13 protein-coding genes are annotated in these 16394 nt (G+C 69.7%); 7 read left to right on the top strand and 6 right to left on the bottom strand.

Features of this window, described 5'->3' with window-relative positions:
• From IEY87_RS13035 to IEY87_RS13020, 4 genes are read right to left on the bottom strand one after another with little or no spacing between them, the layout of a single operon-like run.
• A complete protein-coding gene (locus IEY87_RS13035; RefSeq protein WP_189138806.1) occupies window positions 1–981 on the bottom strand; it encodes an AAA family ATPase in 981 nt (326 codons plus the stop codon).
• Complete coding sequence (locus IEY87_RS13030; RefSeq protein WP_189138805.1) at window positions 971–2125, bottom strand: DUF4350 domain-containing protein; 1155 nt, start codon at window positions 2123–2125, stop codon at window positions 971–973. Before IEY87_RS13030 ends, IEY87_RS13035 begins: the two co-directional genes overlap by 11 nt.
• Complete coding sequence (locus tag IEY87_RS13025; protein WP_225276977.1) at window positions 2122–2760, bottom strand: DUF4129 domain-containing protein; 639 nt, start codon at window positions 2758–2760, stop codon at window positions 2122–2124. Before IEY87_RS13025 ends, IEY87_RS13030 begins: the two co-directional genes overlap by 4 nt.
• Complete coding sequence (locus IEY87_RS13020; RefSeq protein WP_189138804.1) at window positions 2736–3965, bottom strand: DUF7847 domain-containing protein; 1230 nt, start codon at window positions 3963–3965, stop codon at window positions 2736–2738. Before IEY87_RS13020 ends, IEY87_RS13025 begins: the two co-directional genes overlap by 25 nt.
• Window positions 3966–4222: 257 nt before the next feature.
• On the opposite strand from IEY87_RS13020, the gene mtrA reads away from it, so the two are divergent.
• The 6 genes from mtrA to IEY87_RS12990 all read left to right on the top strand — a co-directional run bounded on the left by mtrA (window position 4223) and on the right by IEY87_RS12990 (window position 11357).
• The gene (gene mtrA / locus IEY87_RS13015) at window positions 4223–4900 is read left to right on the top strand and encodes an MtrAB system response regulator MtrA (RefSeq protein WP_189138803.1); all 678 of its coding nucleotides are present in this window, start codon (window positions 4223–4225) and stop codon (window positions 4898–4900) included.
• A 17-nt stretch (window positions 4901–4917) separates the two neighbouring features.
• Window positions 4918–6654, top strand: coding sequence for an MtrAB system histidine kinase MtrB (gene mtrB / locus IEY87_RS13010; RefSeq protein WP_189138802.1), 1737 nt, complete (start codon window positions 4918–4920; stop codon window positions 6652–6654).
• Window positions 6641–8401 (top strand): LpqB family beta-propeller domain-containing protein, encoded by a 1761-nt coding sequence (locus tag IEY87_RS13005; protein ID WP_189138801.1) that lies wholly within the window; start codon window positions 6641–6643, stop codon window positions 8399–8401. The genes mtrB and IEY87_RS13005 overlap by 14 nt, the downstream gene beginning before the upstream one ends.
• Window positions 8402–8518: 117 nt before the next feature.
• Complete coding sequence (locus IEY87_RS13000; protein ID WP_189138800.1) at window positions 8519–9208, top strand: ComF family protein; 690 nt, start codon at window positions 8519–8521, stop codon at window positions 9206–9208.
• A gap of 612 nt (window positions 9209–9820) precedes the next feature.
• Window positions 9821–10489 carry a ribosome hibernation-promoting factor, HPF/YfiA family gene (hpf, locus tag IEY87_RS12995; RefSeq protein ID WP_189138799.1) on the top strand — a complete coding sequence of 223 codons (669 nt, stop codon included), beginning with the start codon at window positions 9821–9823 and terminating at the stop codon, window positions 10487–10489.
• Between the two features lie 220 nt (window positions 10490–10709).
• Window positions 10710–11357, top strand: coding sequence for a response regulator (locus IEY87_RS12990; RefSeq protein WP_225276997.1), 648 nt, complete (start codon window positions 10710–10712; stop codon window positions 11355–11357).
• Between the two features lie 378 nt (window positions 11358–11735).
• Here the strand turns inward: IEY87_RS12990 and IEY87_RS12985 are convergent, their stop codons facing one another.
• Together IEY87_RS12985 and IEY87_RS12980 are read right to left on the bottom strand one after the other, a co-directional pair.
• On the bottom strand, window positions 11736–12983 hold the full coding sequence (locus IEY87_RS12985) for a winged helix-turn-helix domain-containing protein (RefSeq protein ID WP_225276975.1): 1248 nt from the start codon (window positions 12981–12983) through the stop codon (window positions 11736–11738).
• Window positions 12984–13113: 130 nt separating this feature from the next.
• Window positions 13114–13374, bottom strand: a complete 261-nt coding sequence (locus IEY87_RS12980; RefSeq protein WP_189138796.1) for an HGxxPAAW family protein — start codon at window positions 13372–13374, stop codon at window positions 13114–13116.
• 226 nt (window positions 13375–13600) lie between these two features.
• Between IEY87_RS12980 and secA the strand changes: the two genes are divergently transcribed.
• On the top strand, window positions 13601–16390 hold the full coding sequence (secA, locus tag IEY87_RS12975; protein ID WP_189138795.1) for a preprotein translocase subunit SecA: 2790 nt from the start codon (window positions 13601–13603) through the stop codon (window positions 16388–16390).
• Window positions 16391–16394 lie beyond the last annotated feature (4 nt).

Genomic DNA, 16394 nt, shown 5'->3' with positions numbered 1-16394 from the left:
TCATCGCGGAACCGGGACCGAGGCCAGAATGCCGTCGAGCAGGCCGTCGGCCGTCGCGCCCTCCAGCTCCGCCTCGGGCCGGAGCTGGATCCGGTGCCGCAGCGCGGGCCTGGCCAGCGCCTTCACGTCGTCAGGGGTCACGTAGGCCCGCCCGGACAGCCACGCCCACGCGCGGGAGGCGGCCAGCAGCGCGGTCGCGCCGCGCGGCGAGACGCCGAGCTGCAGGGACGGCGAGTGTCTGGTGGCCCGCGCCACGTCCACGATGTAGCCGAGCACCTCGGGCGCCACGTGCACGGTGGCCACCGCCGCGCGGCCCGCCGCCAGGTCCTCGGCCGTCGCCACGGCCTTGACCTCCGACAGGTCACGCGGGTCGAAGCCGTTCGCGTGCCGCTCCAGCACCGAGATCTCCTGGTCGCGCGGCGGCAGCGGCACCGTCAGCTTGAGCAGGAACCGGTCGAGCTGCGCCTCGGGAAGCTGGTAGGTGCCTTCGTACTCGACCGGGTTCTGTGTCGCGCAGACCGTGAACGGGTCCGGCAGCGGGCGGGCCGAGCCCTCCACGCTCACCTGCCGCTCCTCCATCGCCTCCAGCAGCGCCGCCTGCGTCTTCGGCGGGGTCCGGTTGATCTCGTCGGCGAGCAGCAGGTTCGTGAAGACCGGCCCCTCCCTGAACTCGAACTCCGCCGTCTTCGTGTCGTAGATCAGCGACCCCGTCACGTCACCCGGCATCAGGTCGGGCGTGAACTGCACCCGCTTGAAGTCCAGCGCCAGCGCCGCCGACAGCGTGCGCACCATGAGCGTCTTGGCCACGCCCGGCACGCCTTCGAGCAGCACGTGCCCCCGGCACAGCAGCGCGATGACCAGCCCGGTCACCACCGCGTCCTGCCCGACCACGGCCTTGGACACCTCGGTGCGCAGCGCGCCGAGCGCCTCCCTGGCCGCGTCCGCGCCGCTCGCCGGCAGGGTGGTCTCGTCAGAGTTCACTGACCTTCCTTTCAATGAAGTCCAAGTATCCGGCCAGGGCGACCAGCCCGTTGTCGTCGATGGGCGGCGGCCCGTAGAGCGCGCCGCCGACCCGCTGCTGATCCTCGCCGGTCCGTACGGCCAGCGCCGCCACGATCTGGTGCCGGTCGGCGCCGGAGTAGAGCCCGAGCCGTGGCGTCAGCCGGTCGATCGTGCCCGCCCTGAGCGAGTCGGCGGCCCTGGCCCTGGCCCGTCTGGCCCGGTAGAGCTGCCCCCGGCCCTCCACCGTCTCCGCCGCCCGCACCACGACCGGCAGCTTCTCGACCACGACCGGCCCGAGCCGCCTGCCCCGCCAGAACGCCACCAGCACCACGCTCAGGCCGGCCATGAGCACCGCCCACGGAATGCCGGCCGGCATCAGGTCGTACACCGACCGGCCCGCCTCACCGGGCAACCGGCCCACCGGCGGCTCGTCCGGTCGTACCAGCCAGGTGACGGGCTTGCCGGTGGACAGCAGGTTCAGGGCGAGCGCGGCGTTGCCGTCCTCGGACAGGCGCTGGTTGGACATGAAGTCGGCGCTGCCGAGGACCGTGGTGGTGCCGCCCGCGTTCGGGTAGCTGAGCAGCGTCCAGCCGTCGCCCGCCGGGTAACAGCCGACCGAGCCGCTGGGCCCGGTGAACGCCGCGCCGCCGAGGAAGGCGCTGCCCGCCGCCGTGGCCGCGGGGAGCGCGCACTCCGGCTCGCGTGAGCGCTGGCGCGCGGGGTCCGGCTCGGTCTCGACACCGGGCGCGAGCGCGTCGAGGCTGCCGAAGCTGTGGACGAGGACCCGGTCGCCCTGGATCTCGGCCAGGTCGTGGTCGTTGAAGTAGAGGGTGCTGGTGATCAGCAGCAGCCGGCCGGGGCCTTTGGCGGCCGCCTCCTCGACCGAGTCGACCCGGTCCACCTGGACGCCCTGGCCCCTGAGCAGCTCGGCGAGCGCCTTCGAGCCTTTGAGCGAGGTGTCGGCGGGGTCGAGCGGGCGGGCCTCGCCCTGGTCCGGCCCGAACAGCACGGTCCCGACGGCGACCAGCACGACGACGAGGCCCAGCAGCACGATCCACCGCACGCCCCGCCACCTGGCGCGCACGGTGGGCGCCGTGGAGGAAGCGCTCTCCGGCGGGGTCATGCCGGGCCTCCCATGGGCGCCGGCCTGGCCAGGCGCAGTCGCTCGTCGAGGGCGGTCATGGTCTCGTAGGCGTCGCGGGTGCCCGCGACGCCGCCGTAGGTCACGTCGTCGAAGGACCGGGCCGCGGCCGTGAGCTCCGCCGCGAAGCCGGGCAGCGCCGCCCCCGCCTCGGCGGCCAGCTCGTCGGCGGTGCGGCCGGGCATACCGTCCACCAGCGCGCGCTCCTCCAGGTCCCGGGCGATGGCGCGCAGCCGCTCCTGGACGGCCTCCGACCAGTGGCCCTCGTCCGCCAGCTGTTCGGCCCGCTGCCGGTGCTCGGCGGCGGTCGTCGCCCGCGCGCCGAACAGGGCGCCCGCGGTCATCGCGTTGCGGCGGCCGGTCTTGCGCAACTGCCAGCCGACCAGCGTCGCGACGGCGACGAGGATCAGCACGATGATCACCGCGGCGATGATCCCGCCGGCCGTGCCGCCGCCCGCCACCCCGTCCATCAGGTCGCCGAGGAACTGGTTGAAGTAGCGGTAGAGCCGGTCGAGGAGGGCCTCGTGGGCGTACTGAGGATCGAGGAGCTCGCGCGCCGCCCGGTCGGCGCCGTCCCCCCTGCCGATCGGGGTCACGGCCTGTCGGAAGGGTGCCACAGCTCGTCAGCCGAGGCGTGCACCCAGCCCTGACGCTGCTGCTCGATGGCGGCCGTCTGCAGCACGAGGTCGAACGCCTCCGCGCGCATCCGGCGGTCGGCGTAGAGCAGCCCGGCTACCCCGGCCTCGAAGGGGTAGGTGATCATCGCGCCGAGCGTGCCGCCGATGGCGACCAGGATCGCGCCCACCACGACCGTCGCGGTGCTCCCGCCGCCGATCAGCCCGATGATGGTGCCGCCGAAGACGAAGGGGACCTGGAGCACGGCCGCCACCATCCCGACCACCAGCGCGGTGAGCATCAGGATGCCGAGGACCCGCCAGAAGTCACCCGTCACCAGGCGCCACGAGCGGCGCAGGGCGTCGATCGGCCCTCTGCCCTCCAGCACCACGGCCGCGGGCGCGAACGCGAAACGCGTCCTGAAGAACAGCACGTAGGCGATATAGAGGATCATCACCGCCAGGAAGAGCGCCACCAGCCCGCCCACGCTGTCGGAGGACCCGGTCAGGCCGGTGGAGACGAGCACCGCGACGACGGCGGCGATCACGGCCACCGGTGCCAGCATGACCAGGGCCATCAGCCCCACCACGCCGAACAGCGCGGGCATGCGGCCCTTGGACGCCTGCCAGGCCTCCCCGGCGGTCATCTTGCCGCCGAAGACGGCGCGGCCGAGAATGCGGGTCAGCACGCCGGTCAGCAGCGTCACCACGACGAAACTGATGGCGTAGGAGGCGAAGGTGCCGCCGTACTGGCCGATGAAGCTGTCGAGGACGGCCGGGTCGCCGCCCTGCGCCAGGGTGGGATCGGCGAGGACGCTGCCCATGCTGCCGAACACGAACGCCTGCCCGACGGCGAGCGGGATGGCGGCGAGCAGGGCGGCGATCGCCGACAGGCCCAGCACGGCCTTGGGGTTGGAGCGGACCAGCTTGATCGTGCCGTCGAAGATGTCGCCGAGCCGCAGCGGGCGCAGCGGGATGATCCCCGGCCGCAGCGGCTGTGGTTGCGGCGCGTAGCCATGGCCCGGGTACGGCATCTGCCCGTAGGGCTGCGGCGGGGGACCGGGTTCGTACGGCTGCTGCCCGGACGGGGGCTGCTGCCCGCCGGCCGGGGCGGTCCACGGAGAGGCCTGAGGCGCGCCGTAAGGCGGAGGCTGCTCCGAGGCCCAGCCTGATGGCGGCTCGGGTGAAGGGCCGTGACCGTCTGACATATCCCAATCCTGGCACGCTGGGAGGGTCAGTGGTGTCGTCAGGGCGATTCGCCGGTCCTTCCGGCGGCATTCCCCGGTGATTGACGCGACGGATCTTGCGCAGGGATGGCCGAAAGTCGCTTCGTTACCGCAGACTGATATTGCGATCGTCGTGGGGAGCCCGAAATTCCGCTTGGTTCCCACATAGGTGCCGAGCGAGGGTAACCTTCAGCGATCGTGCTGGTATGTCCCAGAATGCGTAGAACGAATGAGGGGCCATGAAAGGTCGAGTGCTGGTCGTCGACGACGATGCCGCTCTTGCTGAGATGTTGGGCATCGTGCTCCGCGGCGAAGGTTTCGAACCATCCTTTGTCAGCGATGGCGACAAAGCGCTGGACGCTTTCCGGGACACGCGCCCGGATCTCGTCCTGCTCGACCTGATGCTGCCGGGGGCCGACGGCATCGATGTCGCCCGCCGGATCAGGGCCGAGTCGGGCGTGCCCATCGTCATGCTCACCGCCAAGAGCGACACGATCGACATCGTGCTGGGGCTGGAGTCCGGCGCCGATGACTACATCGTCAAGCCGTTCAAGCCGAAGGAGCTGGTCGCCAGGGTGCGCGCGCGGCTGCGCCGTACCGACGAGCCCACCCCGGAGATCCTGCAGATCGGTGACATCACCATCGACGTGGCGGGCCACTCGGTCAAGCGGGATGAGGAGACGATCAACCTCACGCCGCTGGAGTTCGACCTGCTCGTCGCGCTGGCCCGCAAGCCGCGCCAGGTGTTCACCCGCGAGGTCCTGCTGGAGCAGGTCTGGGGCTACCGCCACGCGGCCGACACCCGCCTGGTCAACGTGCACGTGCAGCGGCTCAGGGCCAAGATCGAGAAGGACCCCGAGCACCCCGAGATCGTGGTGACGGTCCGCGGCGTCGGCTACAAAGCCGGCCCCGCGTAGCCTGCCCCCTCCCTGCCATGCCCCCGACCACGACGAGGCGCCCGCGCCGCCGGACACTCCGCCAGATACTCGGCGGAGTCCGACGGCGAGCCCGGCGTCTCGTGGGCAGGGTGCGGCGCGTCTGGCGGCGCTCGCTCCAGCTCCAGGTCGTCACCAGCACCCTGGTGATCTCGGTGATCGTCGTGGTCGTGCTGGGCGCCTTCCTGTCGGACCAGATCAACAACTCGGTCATCGAAGGCCGCCAGCAGTCGGCCGCCAGCGACGCCTCCGCCGACCGGCTGCGGATCGCCGACGCGCTCACCCGTGAGCAGGACGACCAGGCCAAGCCCGCCGACGCCAAGAACGTGCCGGCCAACCCGCTCGACGAGGTGATGGACGCCATCATCGGCACCGGCGGCGACGGCTCCAAGACGCGCTACGAGGTGCTGATCCTCAACCGGGCCGAGCCCGGCCAGTCCCGCGCCTCGGGCAAGGTCACGCCCCGCGACGTACCCCCCGCGCTGCAGCAGATGCTCAGGCGGCAGGCCGAGAAGTTCATCGACCGCCCGCAGCGCTCCACCCAGCCGATCCGCTTCGCCGGCGAGGCCCAGCCGACGCAGACGCTGGTGATCGGCGCCATGGTCAACCTCTCCGACGGCTACGAGGTCTACCACTTCTTCCCGATCAGCGACGAAGAGCAGATGCTCTCGAACGTCCGGCTGGCCATCGTGGTGGTCGGCTTCGGCCTCGTCCTCCTGCTCGCCGCCATCGCCTACCTGGTCACCCGCCAGGTCGTCAGCCCGGTGCGGCTGGCCAGGCAGGCCGCCGAGCGGCTGGCCGCCGGCAAGCTCGACGAGCGGCTCAAGGTGCGCGGCGAGGACGACCTGGCCCGCCTGGCGACCTCGTTCAACGAGATGGCCGTCAACCTGGCGCTCAAGATCCACCAGCTCGAAGAGCTCTCCCAGGTCCAGCGGCAGTTCGTCTCCGACGTCTCTCACGAGCTGCGCACCCCGCTGACCACCGTCCGGATGGCCGCCGACCTGCTGTACGACGCCCGCGAGGACTTCGATCCGATGGCCTCGCGCTCCGCGGAGCTCATGCAGGCCCAGCTCGAACGCTTCGAGTCGATGCTCGCCGACCTGCTGGAGATCAGCCGCTACGACGCCGGCGCCGCCGACCTCGACCTCGACTCCGTCGACGTCCGCGACGTGGTGCTGCGCGCCATCGCCGACTCCGAGGCGCTGGCCGAGCGGCACAGCACCCGCTTCGAGCTCCGGCTGCCGAACGAGCCGTGCCTGGCCGAGATCGACAATCGCCGGGTGGAGCGCATCCTGCGCAACCTGCTGTTCAACGCCATCGAGCACGGCGAGGGCCGCGACATCGTGGTGACCGTCGGCGCCGACAGGGACGCCGTCGCCGTGGCCGTGCGCGACCATGGCATCGGCCTGAAGGGCGGCGAGGAGAACCTGGTGTTCGACCGGTTCTGGCGCGCCGACCCGTCGCGGGCCCGGACCATCGGCGGCACCGGGCTCGGCCTGGCCATCTCCCGCGAGGACGCCTCGCTGCACGGCGGCTGGCTGCAGGCGTGGGGCCAGCCGGGGGAGGGCTCGCAGTTCCGGCTGACGCTGCCCAGGCGTGCCGGGGTCGACCTGAAGGGCTCGCCGCTGTCGCTGGTGCCGCCCGAGATCGAGATGCGCCGCACCTGGCGGGGCCACCAGATGACGCCGGTGCTGCTGCCCGCCGTCGGCGACGGGGGTGGCCATGACGTCGACTAGACGGCTCGCCGCCGCCCTCGCCTGCGCGCTCGCCGCGGTGCTGAGCGGATCGGGCTGCGCGGTGATCCCGGTGGGCGGACCGTTCCCGGTGGACGAGGCGGGCAGCGGCGACTCGGTGACCGTGCCGTTCCAGCGCATGGTGGCCGTCGAGCCCAAGAAGGAGTGGAGCGCGCAGCAGGTCGTGGAGGGCCTGCAGGCCGCCATGGCCGCCTACGGCGACGACCCCAGCATCCTGCCGAAGTATCTGACCGAGGAGGCCCGCCGGGTCTGGAAGCCCGACGGCGCCGTGACCGTGATCGACAACGCCTTCCGGTTCGACGACATCGTCGAGAACAAGGAGAAGAAGGAGACGATCGTCACGATCCTCGGCACGAAGATCGCCCAGATCAACGAGGACGACACGTACGTTCCCGTCGCCCCCGCCGAGGACGGCAAGGTCACCAGGGCGATCACCCTGGTGAAGGACGCCGCCGGCGCCTTCCGCGTCAACCTCCTCCCGCAGGGCCTGCTGCTGACCGACGCCGACGTGCGGCGCGCCTACCGGCCGACGAACCTCTACTACCTGAACGGCACCTCCGCGGGCGACCGCGAACCGGACCGGCTCGTGGCCGACCGGGTCCGGCTGCGCGTCAAACCGACGGAGAGCTTCGCCCAGACCGTCGTCGAACGCCTCATCGAGGGCCCGACCAGCGCGCTGGAGGGCGCCGTCGGCAACGAGTTCCCGGTCAAGGCGCGGGTCAGGTCCATCAGGTCCAGTGAGGACCGCGTCGTCATCAACCTCGCCGGCCCGTTCACCGCCGACACCTTCCTCGAAGGCCTGAAGGCCCAGCTCAGAGCCAGTCTGAGCTACAACAAGCTGGCCAGCGGGCGCACCCTTGAGGTGCAGATCGACGGCGAGCCGTTCTCCGTGACCGGCCCGCTCGTCATCGAGCCCAGCCTGCCCGAGAAATGGCTCGGCAGCGAGGACAACCAGGTCTTCTACACCAGCCATGGCGCCGTCCAGATGATGCGCGGTGACGGCGAGGGCGAGCCGCTCGTCGGCCCGGCCGGCCAGCCCGGCGGTGACCACTCCGGCTTCGCCATCGCCAAGGACCGCGACCGCGTCGCCGCCCGATCCGCCGCCGGCGGCATCTGGGTGACCAGGCACGCCGCCGAGGCCCGCTGGCAGGAGTCGATCCCCGGTACGGAGCTGACCGACCCCTCCTGGCACCGCGACGGCACCCTGTGGACCTTCGACCGGCACAACGGGCAGGTGCTCCGCTCCCACCCGGCCGTCAGCAGAGGCCCCGAGCACGTCGCCGCCCCCGCCCTGCAGGGCATGGACGTCACCTCGCTGCGGATGGCCAGAGACGGCGTACGGGTCGCCGTCCGGATCGGCACCGGCCAGGTCCAGGTCGGCGCCCTGAACGGCGGCGGCGCCGGCGCCATGTTGAGCAACTTCCACCTGCTCACCATGGCCGAGCGGGACGACAAGATCCTCGACATCGCCTGGGGGGACGGCGACCACCTGCTGGTGCTCGTCCAGACCAAGGCGGGCCAGGTGGTCAAGGAGATCAACGTCAGCGACGGCGAGACCACCCAGCTCCCGACCACCAGCAAGCTCCTGACGAGCCTGGCCGCCGTGGGCGAGATCATTCTTGCCACCACGGAGGACGGCAAGGAGATCCTGGAGTTCGCCCGCGACAAGCAGACCTGGATCCCCAAGCCGGCGACCGCCGTCGACGGCCCTCTCTTCCCTCTGGGCTGAAGCACCTGCTCGGGGCCGTGCCGGACCATGTCGATGTGGGCGGATCGGGCGGCTTGTCCTGGTTCGGGGCCGGTCGGCCCGCCGGTCGTCGTCGGGGTGGGACGGCATGCTGGGGCTGTGCTGGACACTCTGTTGACCCTGCTGGCACCGCAGTCCTGCGTGGGCTGCGGCAGCGCCGGTGCGCGGCTGTGCGACGGCTGCCTGGGGCGCGTCGCCGCCGCCCCGGGGCGCCGGATGCCGTCGCCCTGTCCGCCGGGGTTGCCCGAATGCTGGTCCGCCGCGCCGTACACAGGGGCGTTGCGCAAGGCGGTGGTCGCCTACAAGGAGCGTGGGGAGACGGCGCTGGGGTCGGTGCTGGCGGAGGTGCTGGCCTTCACCGTGGCCTTCGCCGTACGGGCGGGGCGGGTGCGGGGGCCGTTCGCCGTGGTGCCGGTGCCGAGCGCGCGGCGGTCCGTCCGGGGGAGGGGGCACGACCCGGTGGGCGGGCTGGCGGCGCCGGCCGTACGACGGCTGAGGGTCTGCGGGGTGGAAGCGCGGGTGTGGCCGGTGCTGCGGCAGGTGCGAGAGGTGGCGGACCAGGCGGGCCTGAGTTCGACGCAGCGGGCCGCGAACCTCGCCTCCTCTCTCCGGGTACGGGACGGCGCCGGAGAGCCGCCAGGGGCGTCTGTGCTGCTTCTGGATGACGTCGTCACCACCGGCCGCACCCTGGCCGAGGCCGCCAGAGCGCTGCGGGCGGCGGGGACGGTGGTTCCCCTGGCCGTAACCCTCGCCGCGACACGCCGAAAAGAGCGGTGCCGATTACGGTGACAGTCTGTAAAGAAAGATCCAATTCTGCGGTCCGCGGTGCGCCGCCCACGGACATGAGCCGCTCTCGCCAGGGGCGCAGTTCAGCGGTCCGTTGCCGCGCGGGCGTACGTGATGCGACCCCGGCCGTCCGGGGATTCCGCATCGCCGCGGCGGCCGGACAAAATCACAGAAAGTGATCCTTTGGGTAATCCTCTGGCTGACATTCGCCGCCGATCCGGATAGCGTCTGAACATGGCACCCGTTCGGGTCCGTGGTTGCGCAGAGCCGGGGCTCCCGGCTCTGCTAGCCGATGCCAGTCGCAGGCAAAACGGTCCACGTAAGGCGACTCTTTGTCGACCGATCACGGTGCGGCTTAGGGGTAAGTCCTGCCTCCCCGAGGGTCCAGATGTCCCTCGTCAGGAGAGAAGGGCAGTAGTGGCAACAGAGCCGCGAGACTCTCAGCAGGCGGATGTGGGGTCGAAGACCAGGTCGGCCGGGCGGGTGCCACCCGAGTTCCCGGTGACTAAACGTCGGAAGAGGGTAACGGTGACAGGAAGGCAGACAGAAGACCCCGCCCGGCAGGCACGTCGTCGGGCGCTCTTTCTCAGTCGTTAGACGAAGGGGGGCTGTTGCATGGACATCATCGTCAAGGGCCGGCACACCGGAGTGAGTGATCGGTTCCGCGACCAAGTGACGACCAAGCTGGCCAGGATCGAGCGTCTGGACAACAAACTCATCCGAGTCGATGTGGAGGTGTCGAAGGAGCGCAACCCGCGCCTCGCCGACCAACGTGAGCGCGTCGAGCTCACCATTCACTCTCGAGGACCCGCCATTCGCGCCGAGGCCTCCGCCGACGACCGCTTCGCCGCCCTGGACCTGGCCCTCGACAAGCTGGAAGGGCGCCTGCGCAGACTCGCCGACCGGCGCAAGGTCCACCACGGCAACCATGGCCAGCCGTCCATGGCGGAGATCACCGCGATGCCCGACCTGGCCCAGGCCCCGCCCCCGCAGCAGGCGACCGCCACCCCCGCGCAGGCAGCGTCCGACGATGAGGACCAGCTGCCGGACACCGAGCCCTACGACGACGACATCGTTCCCATCGAGATGGAGGGCGAGGGCCCGCTCATCGTCCGGGAGAAGTGTCACCGAGCGGAACCCATGACCATCGACCAGGCCCTCCTCGAGATGGAGCTGGTCGGACACGACTTCTATCTGTTCCGCGACAAGGAGAGTGGCCAGCCATGTGTGGTGTACAACCGGCGCGGCTATAACTATGGCGTATTGCGGCTCGTAGAGCCCTGATCGTCCGCCAAAAAGATCTTCTCGACCACCCGACCACCGCGGCACACGTGCCATCATTGCGGTTCAACGGCTCTGGCCCCCGACGAGGAGGAGACGTGAGCGAGCTCAGTCAGGCGAAGGTGAGCGAGCGAAGCGATAGCACGGCGGCCGCGAGGCCCAGGGAGGCTTCGTGACGGATTCCGTCGACGCGCGCCCAGCAGGTGGCGAGCCGATCCGCGTGATGATCGTTGACGATCATGAGCTGATCAGGCGGAGCCTGGCGCTGGCGTTGGCCGCAGAGCCCGATATCGAAGTGGTCGGTGAAGCGAGCGACGGGCAGGAGGCGGTCGAACTGGCCGACCGCCTCATGCCCGACGTGGCTTTGATGGACGTACGGATGCCCAGGCAGGACGGCATCGAGGCGACCAAGGGCATCAAGGCGTCCGTCCCCAGCACCAGGATCATCATGCTGACGGTGAGTGACGAGGAGGAAGACCTCTTCGAGGCCATCAAGGCCGGCGCCACCGGCTACCTCCTCAAGGACGTGCAGATCAACGACGTTCCGGCGGCGGTTCGCGGCGTGCACGAAGGGCAGTCGTTAATCAACCCGGCCATGGCGGCCAAGCTCATCAGCGAGTTCGCCAACATGAGCCGCAAGGAGAGCGAACGTCCCCCCCAGCTCCCGGTCCCGAGGCTGACGGAGCGCGAGATGGAAGTCCTGCGCCTGGTGGCCAAGGGCATGAACAACCGCGAGATCGCCAAACAGTTGTTCATCTCCGAGAACACCGTCAAGAACCACGTCCGCAACATCCTGGACAAACTGCAACTGCATTCACGCATGGAAGCCGTCGTCTACGCAGTACGCGAACGCATGCTGGAAATCACCTGACCCGCGTGCTTGAAACCCCCTGACCCGAAGCAAAGCCGCCGCCCTCCCCAAGCGCGACGGCACGGGCCTTCGCCGAGGGGCGGCACGGGCCTCCGGCGAGCGGCTGCACCGCCCCCCAGCGAGTGGCGGCACGCGAGTGGCGGCAACGGATTTCTTACGAGCGGCTGCACCGCCCTCCAGCGAGCGGCGGCTCGCGAGTGGCGGCAACGGATTTCTTACGAGCGGCTGCACCGCCCTCCAGCGAGCGGTGGCTCGCGAGTGGCGGCACGGATTTCTAACGAGCGGCGGCGGCACGCGTCTCAGGTGCCGGGGTCACCTTCCACTGAGGCCGCCCTTTGCCCTGCGGCCTCGGTGGCAAGGGTCTTGGGCCGCTCGGGGTTAAGCGGGCGGCTCGCTCAGGAGTTTCGCCAGCTCCGGTGGGTCGGTGCGGTCGACTCGGACCGAGTCGCAGCCCACCCACTCGGCGGCGCTCCACAGCGCGTCGCGCAGGGCGTCCACCCATTTGGTGCTGGTTAATCCTGGTTCGAGGCTGAGCTGTCTGGCCACCAGGGTGGTGCCTTCACGGGCGGGGTCGATGCGGCCGATCAGGCGGCCACCGGCCAGCACGGGCATGGTGAAGTAGCCGTGCACTCGCTTGTGCTTGGGGACGTACAGCTCAAGCTGGTAGTTGAAGCCGAAGATGCGCTCGGTGCGACCGCGGTGCCAGATCAGCGAGTCGAACGGCGAGATGAGTGTGGTGCGGTGGCGGCCGCGAGGCTCCGACTCCAGGGCGGCGGGGTCGGCCCACGCGTTGGCGGGGCCCGCGCCGAAGGACCCCGAGCCGGCGGTGGGCGCGGAAGTGCGCCGGGGGTTGGGCCAGCCTGAGACTCGGACGGGGACCAGGCCGGCGGCGCCGCTGAGGAGGGCCTCGTCGAGGAGGGCCGTGAAGCGGCCCTGGAGGCGGAGGAAGTCGATCAGGTCGGATCTCGTGGTCACGCCCAGGGAACGGCCTGCGATGGCCGCCAGCCGTGCGACGCACTCCTCGTCGGTGAGGTCCTGGGCCAAGAGGTCGGCGGGGACCACGCGCTCGGCCAGGTCGTAGGTCCGGCGCCAGCCGACGCGGCGGGAGCAGACCACTTCGCCGATGTCCAGCAGCCACTCCAACCCGATCTTGGAGTCCGACCAGTCCCACCACGGGCCGCCGTTCTTGGCGCCGCCCACGTCCGAGGTGGTGAGCGGGCCGGAGTCGCGGACCTGCTGCAGCAGCTTGTCGACGTTGTCGGGCACCTTGTGCCAGCGCTGGCGGCGCTCGCGGTAGGCGCGCCGCCTGAACTCGTAGAGGGGCCAGTGCTCGATGGGCAGGATGCAGGCCGCGTGGCACCAGTATTCGAAGCTCTGGGCGGGGGAGTCCCAGTAGGCGCGCTCGATGGTCGGCCTGCCCACCGCGCCGAGGCGGGCGTAGGCGACCAGCTCGTGCGAGCGGGCGAGCACCGAGATCGTGTCGAGCTGCACCGCGCCCAATCTGCGGAGCATCGTGGGCACGCCGCCCCGGCGCGCGTCCGCGCCGACGAATCCCTGGGCGCGCAGAATGAGCCTGCGCGCCTCGTCGGCTGTCAGATCCATCTGGGATTCCGTACGGCGAAGCATGCCGGAATGCTAACGGCGCCCACCGACAAGAACGGGTCCTCGCCGGTCGGGGCAAGGGCTGGGGAAGGGTGGTGCTGGACCGGGGGTCGGGGCATTTTGGGGGATGCCCCGACCTGGGGCGTCGGTCGGGTCAGCGGTGGTCTTCTGCGCGCATGCCCACGCGGGGCGCGTCGATGACGACGTCCGTGAAGATGTCGAAGACCAGGGCGAGGATCCCTCCCACCACGAAGACACCGACGCCGATCCAGACGATGGTCCAGTTGGCGGCGGTGAGCCCGAAGCCGCCGATGACGGTCCCGACCAGCATCACCGTCACCGCGAGCCACGAAGACGCGCGGCCGCCGTGGCTGCCGAGATGCTCAGTTTGTTCCGTCTTCTGACCCTCAACCATGTCAAATCCCTTCCTTCGCCGGACATCCCGCTTATCAGTGCGAGCCAGCTGTCAACCGGCATAACCTCTGCCTTTAGTCATTCTCCCAGACGCGTCCCACGCCCTTGTCGTCACGGTGGCTGTGTCTGGCTGCAGAACCGCCTACGATGGCATGCGGGGAAGTTTTGTCTCGGCCTCTCCTCCTGGCGGCGCCGCCGGGGTAGACCTGCGAGGAGCTTTACATAAAGTGGCAGCCATTCTCGACAAGATCCTACGTGCCGGCGAGGGCAAGATCCTGCGCAAGCTCAAGCGGATCGCAGACCAGGTCAACTCCATCGAGGACGACTTCACGAGCCTGTCCGACGCGGAGTTGCGCGCCATGACGGACGAATTCAAGCAGCGTGTGGCCGATGGTGAGTCGCTCGACGATCTGCTTCCCGAGGCGTTCGCGACCGTGCGCGAGGCGGCCCGCCGCGTGCTCGGTCAGCGGCCCTACGACGTGCAGATCATGGGCGGCGCCAATCTTCACCTCGGCAACATCTCGGAGATGAAGACCGGTGAGGGCAAGACCCTGACCTGTGTGCTCCCGGCATATCTCAACGCGATGTCCGGCAAGGGCGTGCACGTCATCACCGTCAACGACTACCTGGTCAAGGTAGGCGCCGAGAACATGGGCCGCATCTACCGCTTCCTCGGCCTCGAGGTCGGCATGATCCTGTCGGGCCAGCAGCCCGACGAGCGCCGCAAGCAGTACGAAGCGGACGTCACCTACGGCACCAACAACGAGTTCGGCTTCGACTACCTTCGCGACAACATGGCCTGGACGCTCGACGAGTGCGTGCAGCGCGGCCACAACTTCGCGATCGTCGACGAGGTCGACTCCATCCTCATCGACGAGGCCCGCACGCCGCTGATCATCTCCGGCCCGGGTGAGCAGTCCGGGAAGTGGTACCAAGAGTTCGCCAAGATCGTCCCTCGCCTCCGCAGGGGCGTCGAGGCGAAGAACCCTGGCGAGGAGAGCACCGGCGACTACATCGTCGACGAGAAGAAGCGCATCGTCGGCATCCTGGAGACCGGGGTCGAGAAGGTCGAGGACTGGCTCGGCATCGACAACCTCTACAAGCCCGAGCACACCCACCTGGTCGGCTTCCTGAACAACGCTCTGAAGGCCAAGGAGCTGTTCAAGAAGGACAAGGACTACATCGTCACCGACGGCGAAGTCCTCATCGTCGACGAGTTCACCGGCCGCATCCTGCACGGCCGGCGCTACAACGAGGGCATGCACCAGGCCATCGAGGCCAAAGAGGGCGTGAAGATCAAGGACGAGAACCAAACTCTCGCCACGATCACCCTGCAGAACTACTTCCGCCTCTACGAGAAGCTGTCCGGCATGACCGGCACGGCCGTCACCGAGGCCGCCGAGTTCCAGCAGACGTACAAGCTCGGTGTGGTGCCCATCCCGACCAACCGGCCGATGGTCCGCAAGGACCAGCCCGACGTCGTGTACAAGACGGAGGACGCCAAGTTCAACGCGGTCGTCGACGACATCAAGCAGCGTCACGAGCTCGGCCAGCCCGTCCTCGTCGGCACCACCTCGGTGGAGAAGTCGGAGCGGCTGTCCAAGGCGCTCAAGCGCCGGGGCGTCCCGCACGAGGTGCTCAACGCGAAGAACAACGCGCGTGAGGCCTCGATCGTCGCCGAGGCCGGCCGCAAGGGCGCCGTCACCGTCGCCACCAACATGGCCGGTCGTGGCACCGACATCATGCTGGGCGGCAACGTCGAGTTCCGCGCCGACCACGAGCTGCGCCAGCGCGGCCTGGACCCGCTCGAGACTCCGGAGGAGTACGAGAAGGCCTGGCCCGAGGCGCTGGAGAAGGCCAAGGCCGCGGTCAAGAACGAGCACGACGAGGTCACCGAGATCGGCGGCCTGTACGTCCTCGGCACCGAGCGCCACGAGTCGCGCCGCATCGACAACCAGCTCCGCGGCCGCTCCGGCCGTCAGGGCGACCCCGGCGAGTCGCGTTTCTACCTCTCGCTCGGCGACGACCTGATGCGCCTGTTCAACTCGGCCAGGGTCGAGATGATCATGACGCGGCTGAGCATCCCGGACGACCAGCCCATCGAGTCGGGCATCGTCTCCAAGGCCATCGCCTCCGCCCAGCACCAGGTCGAGGTCCAGAACTTCGAGATCCGCAAGGAAGTTCTGAAGTACGACGAGGTGATGAACCGCCAGCGCAAGGTGATCTACGCCGAGCGCCTGCGCGTGCTGGAGGGCGCCGACCTGCACGAGCAGGTGCGCGGCTTCGTCGGTGACGTCATCGTCGGCTACGTCGCGGGCGCCACCGCCGAGGGCTTCGCCGAGGAGTGGGACCTGGAGAAGCTGTGGAAGGCCTTCTCCGGGCTCTACCCGATCACGCTCCGGCTCGAGGACCTCGTCGAGGAGGTCGGCGGTCGCGAGGAGCTCACCGCCGACATCATCACCGAGCGGGTCAAGCAGGACGCGCTGGAGGCCTACGCCAGGCGTGAGGAGGAGTGGGGCGCCGAGGCGACCCGCGACCTGGAGCGCCGGGTCATCCTGTCGGTCCTCGACCGTAAGTGGCGCGAGCACCTCTACGAGATGGACTATCTGCGCGAGGGCATCGGCATGCGGGCCTACGCGCAGAAGGACCCGCAGATCGAATACCAGCGTGAGGGCTTCGAGATGTTCGCCGCGATGCTCGAGGGCATCAAGGAGGACTCGGTCGGCTACCTGTTCAACCTCGAGGTCGAGGTGCAGCAGAATCCGATCGTCGAAGAGGCGGAGGATCCGATGATGTCGGAGACCCGCTCCATCATCGCCCGCGGTCTGCGCGGCCCCGAGCGTCCGGCCGAGCTCGAATACACCGCGCCGGGTGAGCAGGGCGACGTCGAGCACACCAGGGTCGCCAACTCGGCCCAGCGTGCCGCCTACGGCAACGTCGAGCGCAACGCGCCGTGCCCCTGTGGCTCGGGCAAGAAGTACAAGCGCTGCCACGGTGACCCGAAGAACGCCGTCTGATCGC

Source organism: Nonomuraea glycinis (genome assembly GCF_014646515.1).
Lineage (GTDB): Bacteria > Actinomycetota > Actinomycetes > Streptosporangiales > Streptosporangiaceae > Nonomuraea > Nonomuraea glycinis.
Note: the sequence above shows the minus strand (reverse complement) of the source record. Positions and strands in the feature narration are given on the sequence as shown.

Coding starts and splice junctions, on each gene's coding strand:
- IEY87_RS12990 (WP_225276997.1), top strand. CDS start 10,710: ATGATCGTTGACGATCATGAGCTGATCAGGCGGAGCCTGGCGCTGGCG.
- hpf (WP_189138799.1), top strand. CDS start 9,821: ATGGACATCATCGTCAAGGGCCGGCACACCGGAGTGAGTGATCGGTTC.
- IEY87_RS13020 (WP_189138804.1), bottom strand. CDS start 3,965: ATGTCAGACGGTCACGGCCCTTCACCCGAGCCGCCATCAGGCTGGGCC.
- mtrB (WP_189138802.1), top strand. CDS start 4,918: ATGCCCCCGACCACGACGAGGCGCCCGCGCCGCCGGACACTCCGCCAG.
- IEY87_RS12985 (WP_225276975.1), bottom strand. CDS start 12,983: ATGCTTCGCCGTACGGAATCCCAGATGGATCTGACAGCCGACGAGGCG.
- mtrA (WP_189138803.1), top strand. CDS start 4,223: ATGAAAGGTCGAGTGCTGGTCGTCGACGACGATGCCGCTCTTGCTGAG.
- IEY87_RS13005 (WP_189138801.1), top strand. CDS start 6,641: ATGACGTCGACTAGACGGCTCGCCGCCGCCCTCGCCTGCGCGCTCGCC.
- IEY87_RS13030 (WP_189138805.1), bottom strand. CDS start 2,125: ATGACCCCGCCGGAGAGCGCTTCCTCCACGGCGCCCACCGTGCGCGCC.
- IEY87_RS12980 (WP_189138796.1), bottom strand. CDS start 13,374: ATGGTTGAGGGTCAGAAGACGGAACAAACTGAGCATCTCGGCAGCCAC.